Genomic DNA, 15,604 nt, shown 5'->3' on the forward strand with positions numbered 1-15,604 from the left:
CTAGGAGGAACGACAATGGAATTCTCACTTGATGCACAAAACGACACCGGGGCAGTGATCAAGGTCATCGGGGTCGGTGGCGCCGGCGGCAACGCGGTCAACCGCATGATTGCAGAAGACGTCAAAGGCGTGGAGTTTATCGCGGCCAACACGGATGTTCAGGCGCTGGCCAACTCCAACGCCGAAACCAAGATTCAGATCGGTCCGAAGCTCACCCGCGGGCTCGGCGCCGGCGCCACGGCCGACATCGGCCAAAAGGCGGCCGAAGAGTCCGAAGAGGCGATTCAGCAGGCGCTTGAAGGCGCCGATATGATTTTTGTCACCTGCGGCATGGGCGGTGGCACCGGCACCGGGGCTGCCCCGGTGGTGGCCAAGATTGCCAAGGACCTCGGCGCGTTGACGGTCGGCGTTGTGACGCGGCCGTTCACCTTCGAGGGCCCGCGCCGCGCCAAGAACGCCAGCGAAGGCATTTCGCAGCTCAAGGACGTGGTCGACACGCTGGTGATCATCGCCAACAACCGGTTGCTTGAAATCGTCGACAAGAAGACCCCGATGCTTGAGGCTTTCCACGCCGCCGACAACGTGTTGCGCCAAGGCGTTCAGGGGATTTCCGACCTGATCACCAGCCCCGGCTACGTCAACTTGGACTTCGCCGATGTCAAGACCGTCATGGCCAACCAGGGCAGCGCGTTGATGGGCATCGGCTCCGCCACCGGCGAGAACCGCACCATCGAGGCCACCAAGAAGGCGATTTCCAGCCCACTGCTCGAGGTGTCGATCGACGGCGCCAAGCAGGTGCTGTTGAACATCACCGGTGGTCCGGACCTGTCCTTGTTTGAGGCCCAAGACGCCAGCGAGATCGTGGCCCAGGCCGCGACCAACGACGTCAACATCATCTTCGGGACCTCGATTAACGAGGAGCTCGGCGATGAGGTCGTGGTGACCGTCATTGCCACCGGCATCGACGAGGCCGCCGTTGAGCAGAGTCGCGGCAGCCGCGGTGCTGCTAGCCGCCCGGCCGCTCCGGCCAGCAAGCCAGCGGCCAAGCCGGCCGACGATCCCTTCGGCAACTGGGACCTGCGCCGCGAACCGAGCCAGCGCCAGGCGCCGGCCGAACAGAATCTGGATAAGGCCGAGAAGAAGGATTTTGACATCTTCGAAAGCCAGCCGCAGGCAGACGACGGGGACAAAGGCGACGACCAGCCGCCATTCTTCCGGTTTCGCCGCCAGTAATCCCGAACGGAGGTGAAGGCGATGGCCTTTGAAAAAATTTCTTCCAAATTCAATCAGTTCTTCGCCATGGACCCCGAAGACACCGAGCAGCCCGAGCCGGCCACGGCTCAGCCAACGCCAAGTGCGGCGACCGACGGCGCTAACACGCGGCCGGTCACGGCACCGTTTCGCGGTAACAAGGTGGTCGCGATGAGCGACCCGGCGACCAAGGCGGCCAAAATTGTGGTGTACGAGCCCCGCATCTACTCGGACGCCAAGGAAATCGGCAACCACCTGCTGAACAACCGCGCGGTGGTGGTCAACTTCGACCGCATCACACCGGCCGATGCGACCCGCATTGTCGACTTTCTGACCGGCACCGTCTTTGCCATCAACGGCGAGATCAAGCGCATCGGCGAGATGATTTTCCTGGTCACACCGGCGAACTTCCAGATCGACGGCAGTCTGGCCGACACGGTCGGCCAAGACGCCGACTTCGACCTGGCAACCCCCTAGGAGGTGCCTATGTTCATTTTCTGGCTTTATCGCGTCTTGAGCTGGGCGCTTGAGGCCTACATGCTCGCCTTGGTGGTGTACGTGCTGATGTCTTGGTTCCCCGGGGCCCGTGAATCGGCGCTGGGGCGGCTGTTGGCCCGGTTGTGCGAGCCTTACCTGCGGCTGTTTCGCTTCCTGCCGATTTTTGCCGGTATGGACTTCTCGCCGCTGCTCGCGTTCTTCGTGCTTGGCTTCGTTCAGCGCCTGCTTGGGCAGCTGTTCGGGCTCTTGGTGACGGCACTGTGAGCGACTTAGATCAGCACTTCAGAAAAGATGAGGCGCCGTTCATCGCAACGGTGTTGGAGCAGATTGAGACCGCGACGACCGAGTACCGGCCGGTGCTGACCGACTTTTTGGATCCGCGCCAGGCCTACATCGCAGAGACTTTGATCGCCCGGTCGGACAGCGTCAAGCTGCACTTGTTCGGCGGCATCGCGCAAGCGGAGCGGCGCCGGGCGCTGATTGCGCCTGACTACTTCGAACCGGCGCCTGAGGATTACGCCTTGGCCGCCATGGAAATCAAGTACCCGCAAAAGTTCGCCGAGCTGCATCACAGCCAGGTGCTTGGCACCCTCGCCAACTCGGGCATCGCCCGGGCCCAGTTCGGTGATATTCTGACGGCGGCCGGCCACTGGCAGATTGTGACCACCGCCAGTATGTCAGAGTGGGTGGCGACCAACATCACGCGCATCGGTAAGATTGCGGTGCGGCTGATTCCCATCGACTTGGGCGACCTGGTGACACCGGTGACGGACTGGGAGGCGGCGAGCCTCACCATGTCCGGCTTGCGGCTGGACAGCCTGGTCGGCCACGCCTTCAACCTGTCGCGAGCCCGGGCCAAGCACCTGGTTGACACTGATAAGGTGCGGCTGAACTTTGCCGAAACTACGGCGCCGGATGCGGCCATCAGCGTGGCCGACATCGTGTCGGTGCGGGGTTTTGGGCGGGTCCGGGTGCGGGCACTGTTGGGTGTCACCAAGAAAGGCAAGCAAAAGCTCGACGTTGAGATCATTCACAAATGAGTAGGGGAGGAACTTCTATGGCACTCAGTCCATTAGACATTCACAACAAGGAATTCGCCAGCCGCATGCGCGGTTACGACAAAGACGAGGTCAACGATTTTCTGGCGCAGATCATCAAGGATTACAGCGCCGCAATCAAGCACAACGAGGAGCTTGAAAAGAGCCTGGCGGAGACGCAAGACAAGATCAAGTACTTCACCGACCTCAAGGATGCGCTGAACCAGTCGATCATCGTGGCCCAGGAGGCCGCCGACAAGGTCAAGAAGAACGCGGATCAAGAGGCCGAACTGATCACCCAGCAGGCCGAAAAGAACGCGCAAAACCTCCTGACGGATGCGACCGACAAGGCCAACCACATCCTCGGCGATGCGACCGACAAGGCCAAGACCATCACGGTGCAAACCGAGGACCTGAAGCGCCAGACTCGCGTCTTCCGCCAGCGCCTGCAGGTGATGCTTGAAAGCCAGCTGGAAGTCGTCAAGAGCCCGGAGTGGAAGGAACTGCTGGCCAGCACCACCGAGGCCGCGGAGTACCTCGATCCGGCCAACGCACCGGCACCGCTTGACAACACCCCCCAGGATTCAGTAAACTCAGAGGCAAGTGAAGAAAGCGACGGGCAGACCAAGTACACCGAAATCGTGTTCCCAACCGATGACGCAGCGGCGTCGGACGATGCGGAAGCGACGCCGGCACCTGAGAACCCGGACGCGGAATAGTAACGTCAGAACACAAGCCAGGCGTGGCGGCAGGTCAGCGAATCGGGGACGGTGGAAGCCCGAGCCACAAGCGCGTCTTGGTATCAGTTCGCAGTTGTGCAGTCGAGATGTAGGCCGCACCGGTCACCACCGTTATCGGGCATTGAGGGGTCATTGCGACCCGAACCTAGGTGGTACCACGAGATTCTCGTCCTATTCGGAGAGAATCTTTTTTTGTGCCGCCGGACATTTTTAGGAGGAGACTATGAAAGTCAAAGATACGCTGAACCTGGGCAAGACCGACTTCAAGATGCGAGCCGGGCTGCCGACCAAGGAACCGCAGATGCAGGCGGCTTGGGAGGAGAACCACCTGTACCAGCTGCGCCAAAAGCTCAACGCCGGCAAGCCGAGCTTCGTGCTGCACGACGGGCCACCGTTTGCCAACGGGAACATTCACATGGGCCACGCCTTGAACAAGATTTCCAAGGACATCATCGTTCGCTACAAGTCGATGAGCGGCTTCCGGGCCCCTTACGTGCCCGGCTGGGACACGCACGGCCTGCCGATCGAGCAGCAGCTGGCCAAAAAAGGCGTTCACCGCAAGGAAATGTCTTGGGCCGAGTACCGCGAGCTGTGCCGCCAGTTCGCGATGAAGGAAATCGAAAAGCAACGCACCGACTTCAAGCGCCTCGGGGTGCTGGGCGACTGGGACCACCCGTACATCACCTTGCAGCCGGAGTTCGAGGCGCAAGAGATTCGCGTCTTCGGGCAGATGGCCGAAAAGGGCTACATCTACCACGGCCTGAAGCCGGTGTACTGGTCTTGGTCCTCGGAATCCACCCTGGCCGAGGCCGAAATCGAGTACCACGACGTCAAGTCACCGTCGATGTTCGTCGCCTTCAAGGTCGTGGACGGGAAGGGGCTGCTGGATCAAGACACCAGCTTCATCATCTGGACCACGACGCCTTGGACCATTCCGGCCAACGAAGGCATCGCCGTCAACCCCCGTTTCGAATACGTTCAGGTCAACGCCGACGGCAAGAAGTACGTCGTGGCAAGTGAGCTGTTGACCAAGATTCAGGCGACGCTTGGCTGGCAGAACGTCACCGTGCTGCAGACCTTGAAGGGGACGCAGCTTGAGTACATGACCGGCCAGCACCCGCTGTACGACCGCACCAGCCTGGTGGTCTTGGGCGACCACGTCACGCTGGACGCCGGGACCGGGCTGGTCCACACCGCGCCGGGCCATGGTGAAGACGACTACAAGTGCGGCGTGAAGTACGACCTGCCGGTGCTGTCCGTCGTCGACGAGAAGGGCTTCATGACCGAAGACGCCCCGGGCTTCACCGGTGTGTTCTACGACAAGGCCAACCCGCTGGTCACCGCAGCCTTGAAGGCTAACGGCAGCCTGCTGAAGCTCGACTTCTTCACCCACAGCTACCCGCACGACTGGCGAACCAAGAAGCCAGTGATTTTCCGGGCCACGACCCAGTGGTTCGCCTCCATCGACGCGATTCGCGATCAGATTCTTGCCGCCATCGACACCGCCAGCTTCTCGCCGGCCTGGGGCAAGACCCGCCTGCACAACATGATCAAGGACCGCGGCGACTGGGTGATTTCCCGGCAACGTGCCTGGGGCGTCCCGCTGCCGATTTTCTACGCCGAAGACGGCACCCCGATTCTGGAAAAGGCCACCATCGACCACGTCGCCGACCTGTTCGGCCAGTACGGCTCGATCGTCTGGTCGCAGCGTGAGGCCAAGGACCTGTTGCCTGAGGGTTATACGAATGCCCACTCGCCGCACGGTGAATTCACCAAGGAAACCGACATCATGGATGTCTGGTTCGACTCTGGCTCCAGCTGGGCCGGCGTCTGCGAGGCACGGCCCGAGCTGACCTACCCGGCCGACCTGTACCTGGAAGGCTCCGATCAGTACCGCGGCTGGTTCAACTCAAGCCTGATCACCAGCGTCGCGGCTCACGGCAAGGCGCCTTACAAGCAGGTGCTCTCTCAGGGCTTCACGCTTGACAGCGAAGGGCGCAAGATGAGCAAGAGCCTGGGCAACACCATCGCACCGGACGTGGTGGAGAAGCAGTACGGTGCCGAAATCATCCGCCTGTGGGTCGCCACCGTCGACTCAAGCTCCGACGTTCGCGTGTCCATGGACAACTTCGCCCAGGCCAGCGATGCTTACCGCAAGATCAGAAACACGCTGCGCTTCATGATCGCCAACACCAGCGACTTCGATCCGGCGGCCAACACCGTGGCCTATGAGAACCTCGGCAGCGTCGATCAGTACCTGGCCGTGCGGCTGAACCAGGTGATCGAAGCGGTGAAGGCGGCTTACGACCGCTACGACTTTGCCACCGTCGACAAGATGATTTCGAGCTTCTTGGTCAACGACCTGTCGGCCTTTTACCTCGACTTCGCCAAGGACGTCGTGTACATCGAAGGCGCGGATTCGCTGCTGCGCCGCCGGATGCAGACGGTGATGTACCAGGCCTTGGTTGCCTTGACGCAGCTGCTGACCCCGATTTTGCCGCACACCGCGGAGGAAATCTGGCCGTACCTGCACCAGTCGGCCCAATACGCCGCCTTGAGCGAGATGCCCGTGGCTCAGCACTTCGTCGGCTCGGACGCGTTGCTCGCGCAGTGGCGCGGGTTCATGGTCTTCCGGACCAACGTGCAAAAGGCGCTTGAAACCGCCCGCGACGCCAAGGTCATCGGCAAGTCGCTGGAGGCCAGCGTGACGGTCTACCCGAACCAGGCGGTGCGCGACCTGCTGGCGGGGCTTGACGCCAACGTGATGCAGCTTCTGATCACTAGCGCCTTCACCGTGGCACCTGTTGGGGCCGCGGTGCCGGAAGACGCCGTCACCTTCGACGACGTGGCCGTCTTGGTCGAGCACGCCCAGGGCGAGGTCTGCGCGCGCTGCCGCATGACCACCGAGACGGTGGGCCAGGACCCGCACTTCCCGACGCTGTGCGCACGCTGCGCCAAGATCGTGTCCGAAAACTTCCCGGAGGCAGTGGCCGAAGGATTCGAGGCGTAACATGCAGGGACGCGTGAAAAACTTTAACGAGGACAAGGGGTTCGGCTTCATCGAAGTCGAGAACCAGCCGGATGTGTTCGTCCACTTCTCCGCCATTCTCGGCGGGGGCTACAAGACGCTGCACCCCGGCGACGTCGTGGACTTTGTGATTGTCGAGGGCCCGCGCGGTCCGCAGGCAGCCAACGTTCAAGTCAAGAATTAAGCCGAACGGTCATCGCACACGCGGTGGCCGTTTGCCATCGGAGGACTCAATGACCGAATTCGCCCTGATTCTACAGTTCGAAGACCACGCGGCCCAGACCCTGGTCGCCTGGCGCGCCGGGATCGGACAGCTGATTGGACAGCCCGCGGGGGTGCCGCCGCACCTGACGCTGGCCGCCTTCAGCGCCGCAGGCGGGGCGGCGGTGCAGGCACGCGTCGCGGCTGCGGTGGGTCAGTTTGCGGTCGGGCCGGTGCGGCTGGCCAGTCTCGGGGCGTTCATCCCTGCGGTAGTGTACGCGGCGCCGCTGTGGACCCCGGGCTTAGTTGCGGCGAACCGGCTGGCCAACGCGCTGGGCGACGCAGCGCCGACATCGCGTTACGCGCCTGATGGGTGGCAGCCTCACGTCGCCCTGGCCTCACACTTGGGCCCGGCCAACCTGAACGCCGCGCTCATCTGGCTGACGGCGCGGTTCACGCCGCTGACGCTGGTCGAACCAAGGCTGGTGCTGATTGCCTGTGACCCGTACCAAGAGCTTGCCCGCTGGGCGATTCGCTAGGGGAGACGCAAGAAAAGGGTTGGCCAGAGATCGGCCAGCCCGAATTGAACACGAAAGTTGCATCACAGTGCGGGCCATATGTCAACGCCCACGCGCACAAGGCGGCCACCACGCGTTTCCTAAGTTCGGGAAACACGCGGTGGCCGCCTTGTACTCTGGGCTAAGTGCGACTTATGGCCCAGCATTCGGTGTCGTTACTTGTCTTCGATCTTGCCGTCGTGGGTCCGGGCCACCTTCATCGCGGTGACGCGGATGTAGCCCATCTTCTTCACCAGGGTGTCTTGCACCTTGGCGGATTGGATGTAGTTGATGAACTTGGCGGTTGCGGCGTTCGGCGAGCCCTTGGTGTACATGTGCTCGTAAGCCCAGATCACCCACTTGTTGGTGGTCACGTTGGCGTCGGTTGGTTTGACGTTGTCCAGGGCGACCGGCGTGACGCCGTCTTGGATAGCGGAGAAGGCGAGGTAGGAGATTGCGCCCGGCGTCTGCTTGACCATCTTCATGACGGTGCCGCTGGAGTCTTGTTCCTGGGTGGTGACGACCTTGGTGGTCTTCAGGCCGAGGTTTTCGAAGGTCGCGCGGGTGCCGGAGCCTTGGGCGCGGTTGATCACCACAATTTTTTGGTCCTTACCACCGACTTGCTTCCAGTTGGTCGCCTTGCCGGTGAAGATGTCCAGCAGCTGCTGGTGGGTGAGGTTGGTCACGCCGGTGCCGGGGTGAACCACCGGGGCGATGCCGACCACGGCGACCTGGTGATCGACCAAGGCGTTGGCGTCGACGCCGTCTTTTTCCTGGGCGAAAATGTCGGAGTTGCCGATGGTGACGGTGCCGCTAGCCACCTGGCTGAGGCCGGCGCCGGAGCCGCCACCTTGCACCGTGATGTCGGCGCCAGGGGTCGCCTGCTGGTAATTTTGGGCCGCGGCCTCGACCAGCGGCTGCAGGGCGGTGGAACCGACCGCCACGATCTTGGTTGAGGTGGTGGCGCTGCTTGAGGTTGACTTCTTGGCCTCGCCTTGCGCGTTTTGGCTGCCGCAGCCGGCCAGGACGAACAGTAGTGCTAAGGTAGTGAACAAACCAGTTTTCTTCATTATCTTTCCCCCATCAATTAGGATAGGCTCATTGTACCGGCGGCGCGTAAAGATTCGGGCAATTTCCTGTATCGGTTGCGTATCGATTCTGTAAAGTGTGTAAAAAATGGCGGCCCTGCCACTTGGCTTTTCAGAAAACATCGGCGTATACTAATCAGTAATCAATCTTGCGGGAGGCAATCATGCAAAGCTACGTCAACGACCCGGTCGTCCAAAAGAACCGCTGGTGGATCATCACCGCGGTGGGGATGTTCACCATCATGTCCACGCTGGACGGCTCCATTGTCAACATCGCGCTGCCGGTGATGGCCAAGGACCTCAAAGTGCCGATGAACCAGGCCGAGTGGGTGGTGTCCAGCTACCTGATTGTGATCTGCGCCTTGCTGCTGCTGATGGGCAAGCTGGGGGACACGCTGGGCAAAATTCGCATCTTTCGCCTCGGCACCGTGCTGTTCACGATCGGCTCGCTTTTGGCCGGCTTCAACCACAGTTTCGGGCTGCTGTTAGCCGCCCGGGTGGTGCAGGCGCTTGGGGCGTCGATGACCATGGCCAACAACAACGGCATCATCACCGAGGTCTTTCCGATGAAGGAACGCGGCAAGGCGCTGGGGTTGATCGGCTCGTTCGTCTCGGTCGGCTCGATTGCCGGGCCCGGCATCGGCGGCCTGATTCTGGGCCAGCTGCCCTGGGGCTACATTTTTTGGATCAACATTCCCATCGGCCTGTTGACCATGGCGGTCGGCCACTGGGTGCTGCCCAAAGACCTCGCGCCGTCCCATGCGCCGATCGACTGGGCCGGCTTCGCCAGCTTCGTGGCGGTGATTGTCCCGTTCTTCGTCGCCGTCAACCTGGGGCAGGTGGTGGGCTTTGGCGACTGGCGGGTGCTTGCGCTGTTCGTTGTCGCAATTCTGGCGCTTGGGCTATTCACCCGCCTCGAGCGGCGGCACAAGGCGCCGTTGGTGTCGTTCAAGCTGTTTCAAAACGCCGAGTTCACCATCAGCCTGCTGGCCGGGTTCTTGATTTTTGTCACCAACTTCTTCTTCAATGTTATCTCGCCGTTTTACCTCGAAAACGCACGGGGGCTGTCGGCGACGACGGCCGGCTACATTCTGATGATTTTCCCAATCGTCCAGGTCATCGTCGCGCCTTTGGCCGGCAGCCTGTCGGATAAAATCGGGCCGTACAAAATCACGCTGGTCGGCCTCCTGGTGATCTTAATCAGCCAGCTGGGTTACGCCTTCTTGAACCTGGCGACGCCGCTGGGCCTGGTCATCGTGCTGATCGGGGTGATGGGCTTTGGCAACGGCAGCTTCCAGTCGCCGAACAACACGGTGGTGATGAGCGCCGTGGCGCCGCAGGACCTGGGCATCGCCGGCGGGTTGAACGCGCTGGCGCGCAACCTCGGCATGGTGGTCGGCATTTCGGCGGCCACCACCGTGTTGTTCAGGGCTATGAGCCACACCGCCGGCCGGAAGGTGACGACCTACCTGCCGCAGCATCCCGACTACTTCATTCAAGGGATGCACGTGGCCTTCGCCGTTGCCGCGGCAATCTGCTTGGTGGCGGTGGCGCTGACGGCCTACCGGATGCGCCAGCAGACGAGAAACTAGGGCGGCCGGCCCGACCGGCGCCAACGCCCCCTGGTGCGACTGCGTGGTCGCCGCGGCCACAAAAAAAGCGCATGTCTTCTCGCCGTTAGCGGCGGCGGACATGCGCTTTTTGCGGTTGGTGCGGTCAGGCCTGCGGGGTACCGCCGCCCATGCGACCGGAGGTGTAATCGAGCAGGTGGTTCTTGAGGTCGTTTTCCATGTTGGAGAGCTCCGCTTCTGCGGCCTTGCGCTTGGCGCGACCGTCCTGTTGAATCTGCAGGGTCTGCTTGAGCGTTTCGACCAGGTCGTTTTGGGTCTGGGTCAAGGTTTCGATGTCGACCACGCCGCGCTCGTTTTCCTTGGCCGTTTCGATGGCCGAAATCTTGAGCATCGAGGCGTTCTTCTTCAGCAGGTCGTTGGTGGTTTCGGAGACCTGGCGCTGGGCGGTGACCGCGTCCTTTTGCCGCAGCAGGGTTAAGGCGATGGCCACCTGGTTCTTCCACAGCGGAATCGCGGTGTTGATGCTGGCTTGAATCTTTTCGGCCAGAGCCTGGTTGGTGTTTTGAATCAGGCGAATCTGTGGGGCCTGTTGCAGGGTGATCTGCCGGGCCAGCTGCAGGTCGTAGGCGCGTTTTTCAAGCCGGGCCTGGAACTGCTTGAGGTCGTTGACCTCTTGGACCTTCATCTGGTCACCGGAGTCTTGGGCTTCCTTGAGCGCCACCGGAATCGTGGTGGTTTCAAGTTCTTGCAGCTTCATCTTGGCCGCGGCGATGTAGATGTTCAAGGCGTCAAAGTAGGCCTTGTTTTGGCCGTACAGCTCCTCGAGCATCTTGTTGTCGGTCAAGAGGCCCTGCTGCTCTTTTTCCAGGCGGCTGGCAATCGCGTCGATTTGGGCGCCGATCTTTTGGTACTTAGCCGTGATTTCGAAAATCGAGCGGCGAACCTTGCCGAACATCTTCTTGAAAATGTTGCTGTTTTCGGCTCGCAGCTCGTCGGGGTTGGCCTCGTTGAGCCGGGCCATCAGGCTGGACAGGGCATCCCCGACGGCGCCGGTGTCTTGGCTTTGCACCTGATCCAGCATGGTTTGCGAGAAGTTGCCGAGCTGCTTTTGGGCGGCGGCGCCGTAGCTCAGCACCGCGTCTTGGCTCTTGACGTCCAGCTGCTTGGCCAGCTCCTTGGCCTGGGCCTCCTGCTCGGGGGTCAAGGTCGGGGTCTCGGCCTGCGCCTCTTTTTTGGCCACCGGGTTGGCAGTGGCGGAAAATGGCTGGCTCAACAAGTCATTGACCAGGTTTTGCGTGTCGGTTTGCGGCTGTTCTTCACTCATGCGATTTCTCCATTTCTTCTTTAGCCAGGTTGCCAGCGACTTGGTGGCCCGGAGCCAGGTTGCCAGCGACTTGGTGGCCCGGTAGGACGGTCGATTCGTTCAGCCGCGGCTGCATCTGCCGCTTGGCCAGGGCCACCGAGGCCTCCAGGTCATCCAGGTCGTTCTCGACGAAGGCGGCGTAGTCGGCTTTGACCGCCTCGGCCAGGTCGCCCAAGGCGTTGGCCGCGGTGGTCAACACGTCGTAGGTGTCTTGGGTCTTGACCTCGTGGTGGCTGATTTCCTCGTATTTCTGGGCGATGCTGACCAGGTTGGGCAGCTGCTCGTAGACGAAGTGGCCGGCGCTTGCCAGTTGCTTGGGCGTCTTGACCACGGCCTTGAAGTAGGCGTGCATCACGTTGTCCAGATCGTGGTTGAGCGCGACGCTCTTGATTTTCGGGACGCGGTTTTCGATGTTTTCGAACTGGCGAATCTGTGCGGCCACCTGGTCCATGGTCTCGCGAAACAGGTCGATTTCACTTTCATTGAGACCGGAGTCGGCGTAATGCGCCGCCATCTTGTCGGTCATCGGCGGGGTCGCCACCGGGGCGGTCGGGCGCGGTCGGCTCAGCTCGCCGAGGATTCGGGCGAAGCCGAAGACCACGGCGACGAAAACGGCCAGCCACAGGCGGGTGCTGACGGCGCCGAGGACGAAGCCGCCGAGGGTCCACAGCCCCACGCGCAGCCAGCGAATCTGTTTGTCATTTTTTTTCACGGGCTCACTTCCTGAATTGTTATCGTGCCTTTAGTTTACCATACAACCGGAGGGGGAATATCGGCCCTAGGATTGACTTTCGTTTAGATTTGGTTAAGGCGTTGGCGTTTGGCCCAGAGATTGGTAAGATACAGAAAAGGAGTCGACTCATGGAACAATTAATGCACACCACGCGCCTTTACACCGGGCGCATTCTCAACTTGGACCGGCTGACCGTTCAACTGCCCGATGGCACCCCCGCCTTGCGCGAGGTGGTTCGCACCACCGGTGCCGCCGGGGTCTTGGCGCAATCCGGCGAGCGCGTCTTGTTCGTGCGACAGTGGCGAACCCCGCTTGGGCAAGAGACCCTCGAGCTGCCGGCCGGGCGGATCGAACCCGGCGAGGCGCCGCTGGCCACCGCCAAGCGCGAGCTCAACGAAGAGGCGCAGCTGGCTGCGACCAACTGGCACTACCTCGCGCGGGTGGCCCAAAGCGCCGGCTTCTCGGATGCCACCATCACCTTGTATTCGGCGACGGGGTTGCACCGGCCGGCCAACCAGCGGTCGCAAGACGTCGGCGAGGCGGTGGCCGGCGAGTGGCTGACTTTGGCCGAGGCGCTTGAGGCTCAGGCCCAAGGCGTCATCTGCGACGCCAAAACGGTGATCGGCTTGCTGCACTGGCAGCTCAAGGAGGCGCAACATGTCTGATATTCCCACCAGAAAGGCCTACCGCGAGGCCCAGGCCAAGGCCGAAAGCGCGGCCGCGGAACGCGACGTCAAGCGCCGCGAAACCGAGCGTGATTACGCCGCGGCCCAACGGACGGCCAAAAAGCGCAAGGCCGAGCCGAACACGCGCTTTGACGCGGTGACCTACACCAAGGTCAACAGCCTCAAAAAGAAGCTGAACTGGGCGATCGGCATTGTGGTCGTGCTTTTGATCATCGTCGCCGTGGTGTTGTTCAAGCTGTAGCGGTTTGCGGCCGCCCGGCGGTTAAGGTAGAATAGTTCCTTGTAAATATGCGGCCACCGGCCGGCGAGAATGGAGTAGTGAAGATGAAATTAGGCGTTATCTGTGCGATGGAAGAGGAAATCCGGACGCTTCGGGCCCGATTGAACAACGAACAGGCCCAGCAGTTTGCCAGCCAGCAGTACTACCAAGGCACCATCGAAGGCGTTGAGGTGGTGATGGTCGAATGCGGCATCGGCAAGGTGCAATCCGCGATGACCACGGCCGTTTTGATCAATCAGTACCACCCGGATGTGGTGATTAACACCGGTTCCGCCGGCGGCATCGGCGCTGGCCTGCACATCGGCGACGTCGTGATTGCTGACGCCGTGGCCTACCACGACGTCGACTCGACGGCCTTTGGCTACCTGCCGGGGCAGCTGCCGAATCAGCCGCAAAAGTTCACCGCCGACGCTAGCCTGGTCCAGGCCATCGCCAAGGCCGCCGAAACCGTCGCCTTGACCACGCACGTCGGGTTGATCGTCTCCGGGGACCAGTTCATCAACAGCACCGACGCGATCAAGCGCATCCACGGCATCTACCCGGATGCCTTGGCCTCCGAGATGGAAGGCGCCGCGATCGGTCAGGTGGCCACCCAGTTCCACGTGCCGTTCGTCGTGATTCGCGCGATGAGCGACGGCGGCAACGAGGAGGCCAGCGTCAACTTCGACGACTTCATCATTGAGGCCGGCAAGCAAAGCGCGGCGATGCTTTTGGCCTACATCCACCAGCTGGCCGCGTAACTCATTTCAAAAGAAGGCAGAACATGGCTCACATTTACCTCGACAATGCCGCCACGACGCCGATGGCTAAGCAGGTCATCGCGACGATGACGGCCCAAATGCAAGACGATTTTGGCAACGCCAGCTCCACCCACTGGTTCGGGCGCCAGGCCCACACCGTGCTGGATCAGGCGCGGCAGACCATGGCGGCCAGCATCCACGCCTTGCCGGATAACATTCAATTCACCAGCGGCGCCACCGAGGCCAACAACACGGCCATCGTGCAGGTGGCCCACGCCAGGCAGGCGTTGGGCAACCACATCATCACGACCGCCATCGAGCACCCCAGCGTCTTGAAGCCGCTGGCGCAGCTTGAAAAGGAAGGCTTTGAGGTGACCTACCTGCCGGTTGACGCCAACGGCCAGATCAGCCTGGCGGATTTTGACGCCGCGCTGGACGACCGCACCATCTTGGTGTCCGTGATGATGGGCAACAACGAGGTCGGCAGCCACCTGCCAATCGCCGCCATCGGGGCCCGGTTGGCCGCGCATCAGGCCTGGTTTCACACCGACGCGACCCAGGCCTATGGGTTGCTCGACATCGACGTCGATGCGCTGGGGGTCGACCTGCTGAGCGTATCCGCCCACAAAATCAACGGCCCCAAGGGCATCGGCTTCTTGTACCGCCGCGCCGGCCTGAACTTCCCGTCGTTCATTAAGGGCGGCGAGCAGGAGGGCAAGCGCCGCGCCGGCACCGAGAACATTCCGGCCATCGCCGGGTTCGCGGCGGCGGTCAGCTTGATCACCCCACAGGAAAAGGCGGATCGCCAGGCCAAGTACCTGGGCTTCAAGCACCAGATTCAGGACTCGCTGCGTGGCGCCGGCGTCGCCTTTGAAGTCAACGGCACGGTGCAGGCCGACGCGTTGAACCACGTCTTCAACCTCTGGTTCCCCGGCGTATCGACCTACGCGCTGCAGACCAACCTCGACCTGGCCGGGTTTGCGGTGTCAGGGGGGTCGGCCTGCACCGCCGGCAGCCTCGAGCCGTCCCACGTCCTGACCGCGATGTACGGCGCTGACAGTCCCCGCATCGGCGAGTCCATTCGCATCTCGTTTGGCAAGGCGACGACGACGCTTGACATCGCCCAGTTCATTCAGGCGCTGATCAAAATCGTCACCCGCCTGCGGGCCAAGGCCGCCAAGTAAGCGCTTTGCGCCGTGGCGCGGCCATGGTAGAATGAAGAAGACAGTGAGGGGGAGAGACAATGGCATTAGCAAGCACGGGGTCGGCCCAAGGCGACCCCAAAACCTACAAAATCGGCGCCAACATTAAGCGCTACACACTGATGGATCTGGGCTTCGTCCAGACCAAAAACGGCAACTTCCAGCTGGAACGCAGCCTAGATCCCAACTCACCGTTCACCGCGGCCAACAAGCTGAAGGTGACGGTGGCCAAGGACCTGTCCGGCTTCCAGATGGGGGTCACCACCGGCAACGGCCTGAAGGCCCTGAACATTTTCAAGGACGCCAAGACCGCAGACAACGTGGAGCAGTACCAGTACTTGATTGAAAACCTGATTGAGCGCGACGTCCTCGAAGAGGCGTGAGCGTCGGCCAGCCGCTTGCGGCTGGCTTTTTTTGGTGGTTGTGAGCTTCAAAATTGACGCTCACCGTGGCAGGGCTTACACTGATTGTGGATGATTATTCTAGGACAGGGAGGCGGCCAAAGGCCTTGGTCGTTGCGCGTCCACTGTCCCAAGGGGGAATGGCCGGAGCATAAGCATCTCCAGTACCCCCGCCCATACCAAGCCGAACCTGGCTTTCAACACACGTGTTTTCGCGTTACGGCGCCC

The 15,604-nt window shown here is 61.7% G+C and carries 16 protein-coding genes and 2 pseudogenes; 15 read left to right on the forward strand and 3 right to left on the reverse strand.

The window, feature by feature from the left end; genetic code table 11:
- Positions 1 to 15: 15 nt before the first annotated feature.
- The 9 genes and pseudogenes from ftsZ to NUH19_RS11935 form a co-directional block, all read left to right on the forward strand.
- Positions 16 to 966 (forward strand): annotated as a pseudogene (gene ftsZ, locus NUH19_RS11900) (cell division protein FtsZ); the annotation flags it as partial.
- Positions 967 to 1,050: 84 nt separating this feature from the next.
- A pseudogene (locus NUH19_RS13215) lies at positions 1,051 to 1,233 on the forward strand (cell division protein FtsZ); the annotation flags it as partial.
- 21 nt (positions 1,234 to 1,254) lie between these two features.
- Entirely contained in the window at positions 1,255 to 1,728 is a 474-nt protein-coding gene (locus tag NUH19_RS11905; protein WP_262316769.1) for a cell division protein SepF, read from the forward strand.
- Positions 1,729 to 1,737: 9 nt separating this feature from the next.
- Entirely contained in the window at positions 1,738 to 2,013 is a 276-nt protein-coding gene (locus NUH19_RS11910; protein ID WP_262316770.1) for a YggT family protein, read from the forward strand.
- Positions 2,010 to 2,789, forward strand: coding sequence for a YlmH family RNA-binding protein (locus NUH19_RS11915; RefSeq protein ID WP_262316771.1), 780 nt, complete (start codon positions 2,010 to 2,012; stop codon positions 2,787 to 2,789). The genes NUH19_RS11910 and NUH19_RS11915 overlap by 4 nt, the downstream gene beginning before the upstream one ends.
- Before the next feature lie 17 nt (positions 2,790 to 2,806).
- Positions 2,807 to 3,505, forward strand: a complete 699-nt coding sequence (locus NUH19_RS11920) for a DivIVA domain-containing protein (protein WP_262316772.1) — start codon at positions 2,807 to 2,809, stop codon at positions 3,503 to 3,505.
- A 244-nt stretch (positions 3,506 to 3,749) separates the two neighbouring features.
- Positions 3,750 to 6,536: an isoleucine--tRNA ligase gene (gene ileS / locus NUH19_RS11925; protein ID WP_262316773.1), complete on the forward strand. Its 2,787-nt coding sequence runs from the start codon at positions 3,750 to 3,752 to the stop codon at positions 6,534 to 6,536.
- 1 nt (position 6,537) lies between these two features.
- Complete coding sequence (locus tag NUH19_RS11930; protein ID WP_262316774.1) at positions 6,538 to 6,738, forward strand: cold-shock protein; 201 nt, start codon at positions 6,538 to 6,540, stop codon at positions 6,736 to 6,738.
- 49 nt (positions 6,739 to 6,787) lie between these two features.
- Positions 6,788 to 7,294, forward strand: a complete 507-nt coding sequence (locus NUH19_RS11935; RefSeq protein WP_262316775.1) for a 2'-5' RNA ligase family protein — start codon at positions 6,788 to 6,790, stop codon at positions 7,292 to 7,294.
- A 194-nt stretch (positions 7,295 to 7,488) separates the two neighbouring features.
- Here the strand turns inward: NUH19_RS11935 and NUH19_RS11940 are convergent, their stop codons facing one another.
- Positions 7,489 to 8,382 (reverse strand): phosphate ABC transporter substrate-binding protein PstS family protein, encoded by an 894-nt coding sequence (locus NUH19_RS11940; RefSeq protein ID WP_262316776.1) that lies wholly within the window; start codon positions 8,380 to 8,382, stop codon positions 7,489 to 7,491.
- Positions 8,383 to 8,564: 182 nt separating this feature from the next.
- Here NUH19_RS11940 and NUH19_RS11945 point away from each other — a divergent pair, with 182 nt between their 5' ends.
- Complete coding sequence (locus NUH19_RS11945) at positions 8,565 to 9,992, forward strand: MFS transporter (protein ID WP_262316777.1); 1,428 nt, start codon at positions 8,565 to 8,567, stop codon at positions 9,990 to 9,992.
- 124 nt (positions 9,993 to 10,116) lie between these two features.
- Here the strand turns inward: NUH19_RS11945 and NUH19_RS11950 are convergent, their stop codons facing one another.
- Both NUH19_RS11950 and NUH19_RS11955 read right to left on the reverse strand, forming a co-directional pair.
- A complete protein-coding gene (locus NUH19_RS11950) occupies positions 10,117 to 11,295 on the reverse strand; it encodes a toxic anion resistance protein (RefSeq protein ID WP_262316778.1) in 1,179 nt (392 codons plus the stop codon).
- Positions 11,288 to 12,046 (reverse strand): 5-bromo-4-chloroindolyl phosphate hydrolysis family protein, encoded by a 759-nt coding sequence (locus tag NUH19_RS11955; protein ID WP_262316779.1) that lies wholly within the window; start codon positions 12,044 to 12,046, stop codon positions 11,288 to 11,290. Before NUH19_RS11955 ends, NUH19_RS11950 begins: the two co-directional genes overlap by 8 nt.
- 149 nt (positions 12,047 to 12,195) lie before the next feature.
- Here NUH19_RS11955 and NUH19_RS11960 point away from each other — a divergent pair, with 149 nt between their 5' ends.
- From NUH19_RS11960 to NUH19_RS11980, 5 genes are all read left to right on the forward strand, one after another.
- Positions 12,196 to 12,732: an NUDIX domain-containing protein gene (locus NUH19_RS11960; RefSeq protein ID WP_262316780.1), complete on the forward strand. Its 537-nt coding sequence runs from the start codon at positions 12,196 to 12,198 to the stop codon at positions 12,730 to 12,732.
- Positions 12,725 to 12,994 (forward strand): hypothetical protein, encoded by a 270-nt coding sequence (locus NUH19_RS11965; RefSeq protein WP_262316781.1) that lies wholly within the window; start codon positions 12,725 to 12,727, stop codon positions 12,992 to 12,994. Before NUH19_RS11960 ends, NUH19_RS11965 begins: the two co-directional genes overlap by 8 nt.
- Positions 12,995 to 13,077: 83 nt before the next feature.
- Entirely contained in the window at positions 13,078 to 13,773 is a 696-nt protein-coding gene (locus NUH19_RS11970; RefSeq protein ID WP_262316782.1) for a 5'-methylthioadenosine/adenosylhomocysteine nucleosidase, read from the forward strand.
- Positions 13,774 to 13,796: 23 nt separating this feature from the next.
- Positions 13,797 to 14,957, forward strand: coding sequence for a cysteine desulfurase family protein (locus NUH19_RS11975; RefSeq protein ID WP_262316783.1), 1,161 nt, complete (start codon positions 13,797 to 13,799; stop codon positions 14,955 to 14,957).
- A 59-nt stretch (positions 14,958 to 15,016) separates the two neighbouring features.
- The gene (locus NUH19_RS11980) at positions 15,017 to 15,358 is read left to right on the forward strand and encodes a DUF1831 domain-containing protein (protein WP_262316784.1); all 342 of its coding nucleotides are present in this window, start codon (positions 15,017 to 15,019) and stop codon (positions 15,356 to 15,358) included.
- Positions 15,359 to 15,604: the final 246 nt, after the last annotated feature.

The sequence above is a fragment of the Lacticaseibacillus parakribbianus genome (assembly GCF_025490915.1).
Classification (GTDB): Bacteria; Bacillota; Bacilli; order Lactobacillales; family Lactobacillaceae; genus Lacticaseibacillus; species Lacticaseibacillus parakribbianus.

What these genes read in the sequence shown, in the direction of transcription:
- NUH19_RS11905 (WP_262316769.1), top strand. Translation starts at nt 1,255, where the DNA reads ATGGCCTTTGAAAAAATTTCTTCCAAATTCAATCAGTTCTTCGCCATG.
- NUH19_RS11910 (WP_262316770.1), top strand. Translation starts at nt 1,738, where the DNA reads ATGTTCATTTTCTGGCTTTATCGCGTCTTGAGCTGGGCGCTTGAGGCC.
- NUH19_RS11920 (WP_262316772.1), top strand. Translation starts at nt 2,807, where the DNA reads ATGGCACTCAGTCCATTAGACATTCACAACAAGGAATTCGCCAGCCGC.
- ileS (WP_262316773.1), top strand. Translation starts at nt 3,750, where the DNA reads ATGAAAGTCAAAGATACGCTGAACCTGGGCAAGACCGACTTCAAGATG.
- NUH19_RS11930 (WP_262316774.1), top strand. Translation starts at nt 6,538, where the DNA reads ATGCAGGGACGCGTGAAAAACTTTAACGAGGACAAGGGGTTCGGCTTC.
- NUH19_RS11935 (WP_262316775.1), top strand. Translation starts at nt 6,788, where the DNA reads ATGACCGAATTCGCCCTGATTCTACAGTTCGAAGACCACGCGGCCCAG.
- NUH19_RS11940 (WP_262316776.1), bottom strand. Translation starts at nt 8,382, where the DNA reads ATGAAGAAAACTGGTTTGTTCACTACCTTAGCACTACTGTTCGTCCTG.
- NUH19_RS11945 (WP_262316777.1), top strand. Translation starts at nt 8,565, where the DNA reads ATGCAAAGCTACGTCAACGACCCGGTCGTCCAAAAGAACCGCTGGTGG.
- NUH19_RS11950 (WP_262316778.1), bottom strand. Translation starts at nt 11,295, where the DNA reads ATGAGTGAAGAACAGCCGCAAACCGACACGCAAAACCTGGTCAATGAC.
- NUH19_RS11960 (WP_262316780.1), top strand. Translation starts at nt 12,196, where the DNA reads ATGGAACAATTAATGCACACCACGCGCCTTTACACCGGGCGCATTCTC.
- NUH19_RS11965 (WP_262316781.1), top strand. Translation starts at nt 12,725, where the DNA reads ATGTCTGATATTCCCACCAGAAAGGCCTACCGCGAGGCCCAGGCCAAG.
- NUH19_RS11970 (WP_262316782.1), top strand. Translation starts at nt 13,078, where the DNA reads ATGAAATTAGGCGTTATCTGTGCGATGGAAGAGGAAATCCGGACGCTT.
- NUH19_RS11975 (WP_262316783.1), top strand. Translation starts at nt 13,797, where the DNA reads ATGGCTCACATTTACCTCGACAATGCCGCCACGACGCCGATGGCTAAG.
- NUH19_RS11980 (WP_262316784.1), top strand. Translation starts at nt 15,017, where the DNA reads ATGGCATTAGCAAGCACGGGGTCGGCCCAAGGCGACCCCAAAACCTAC.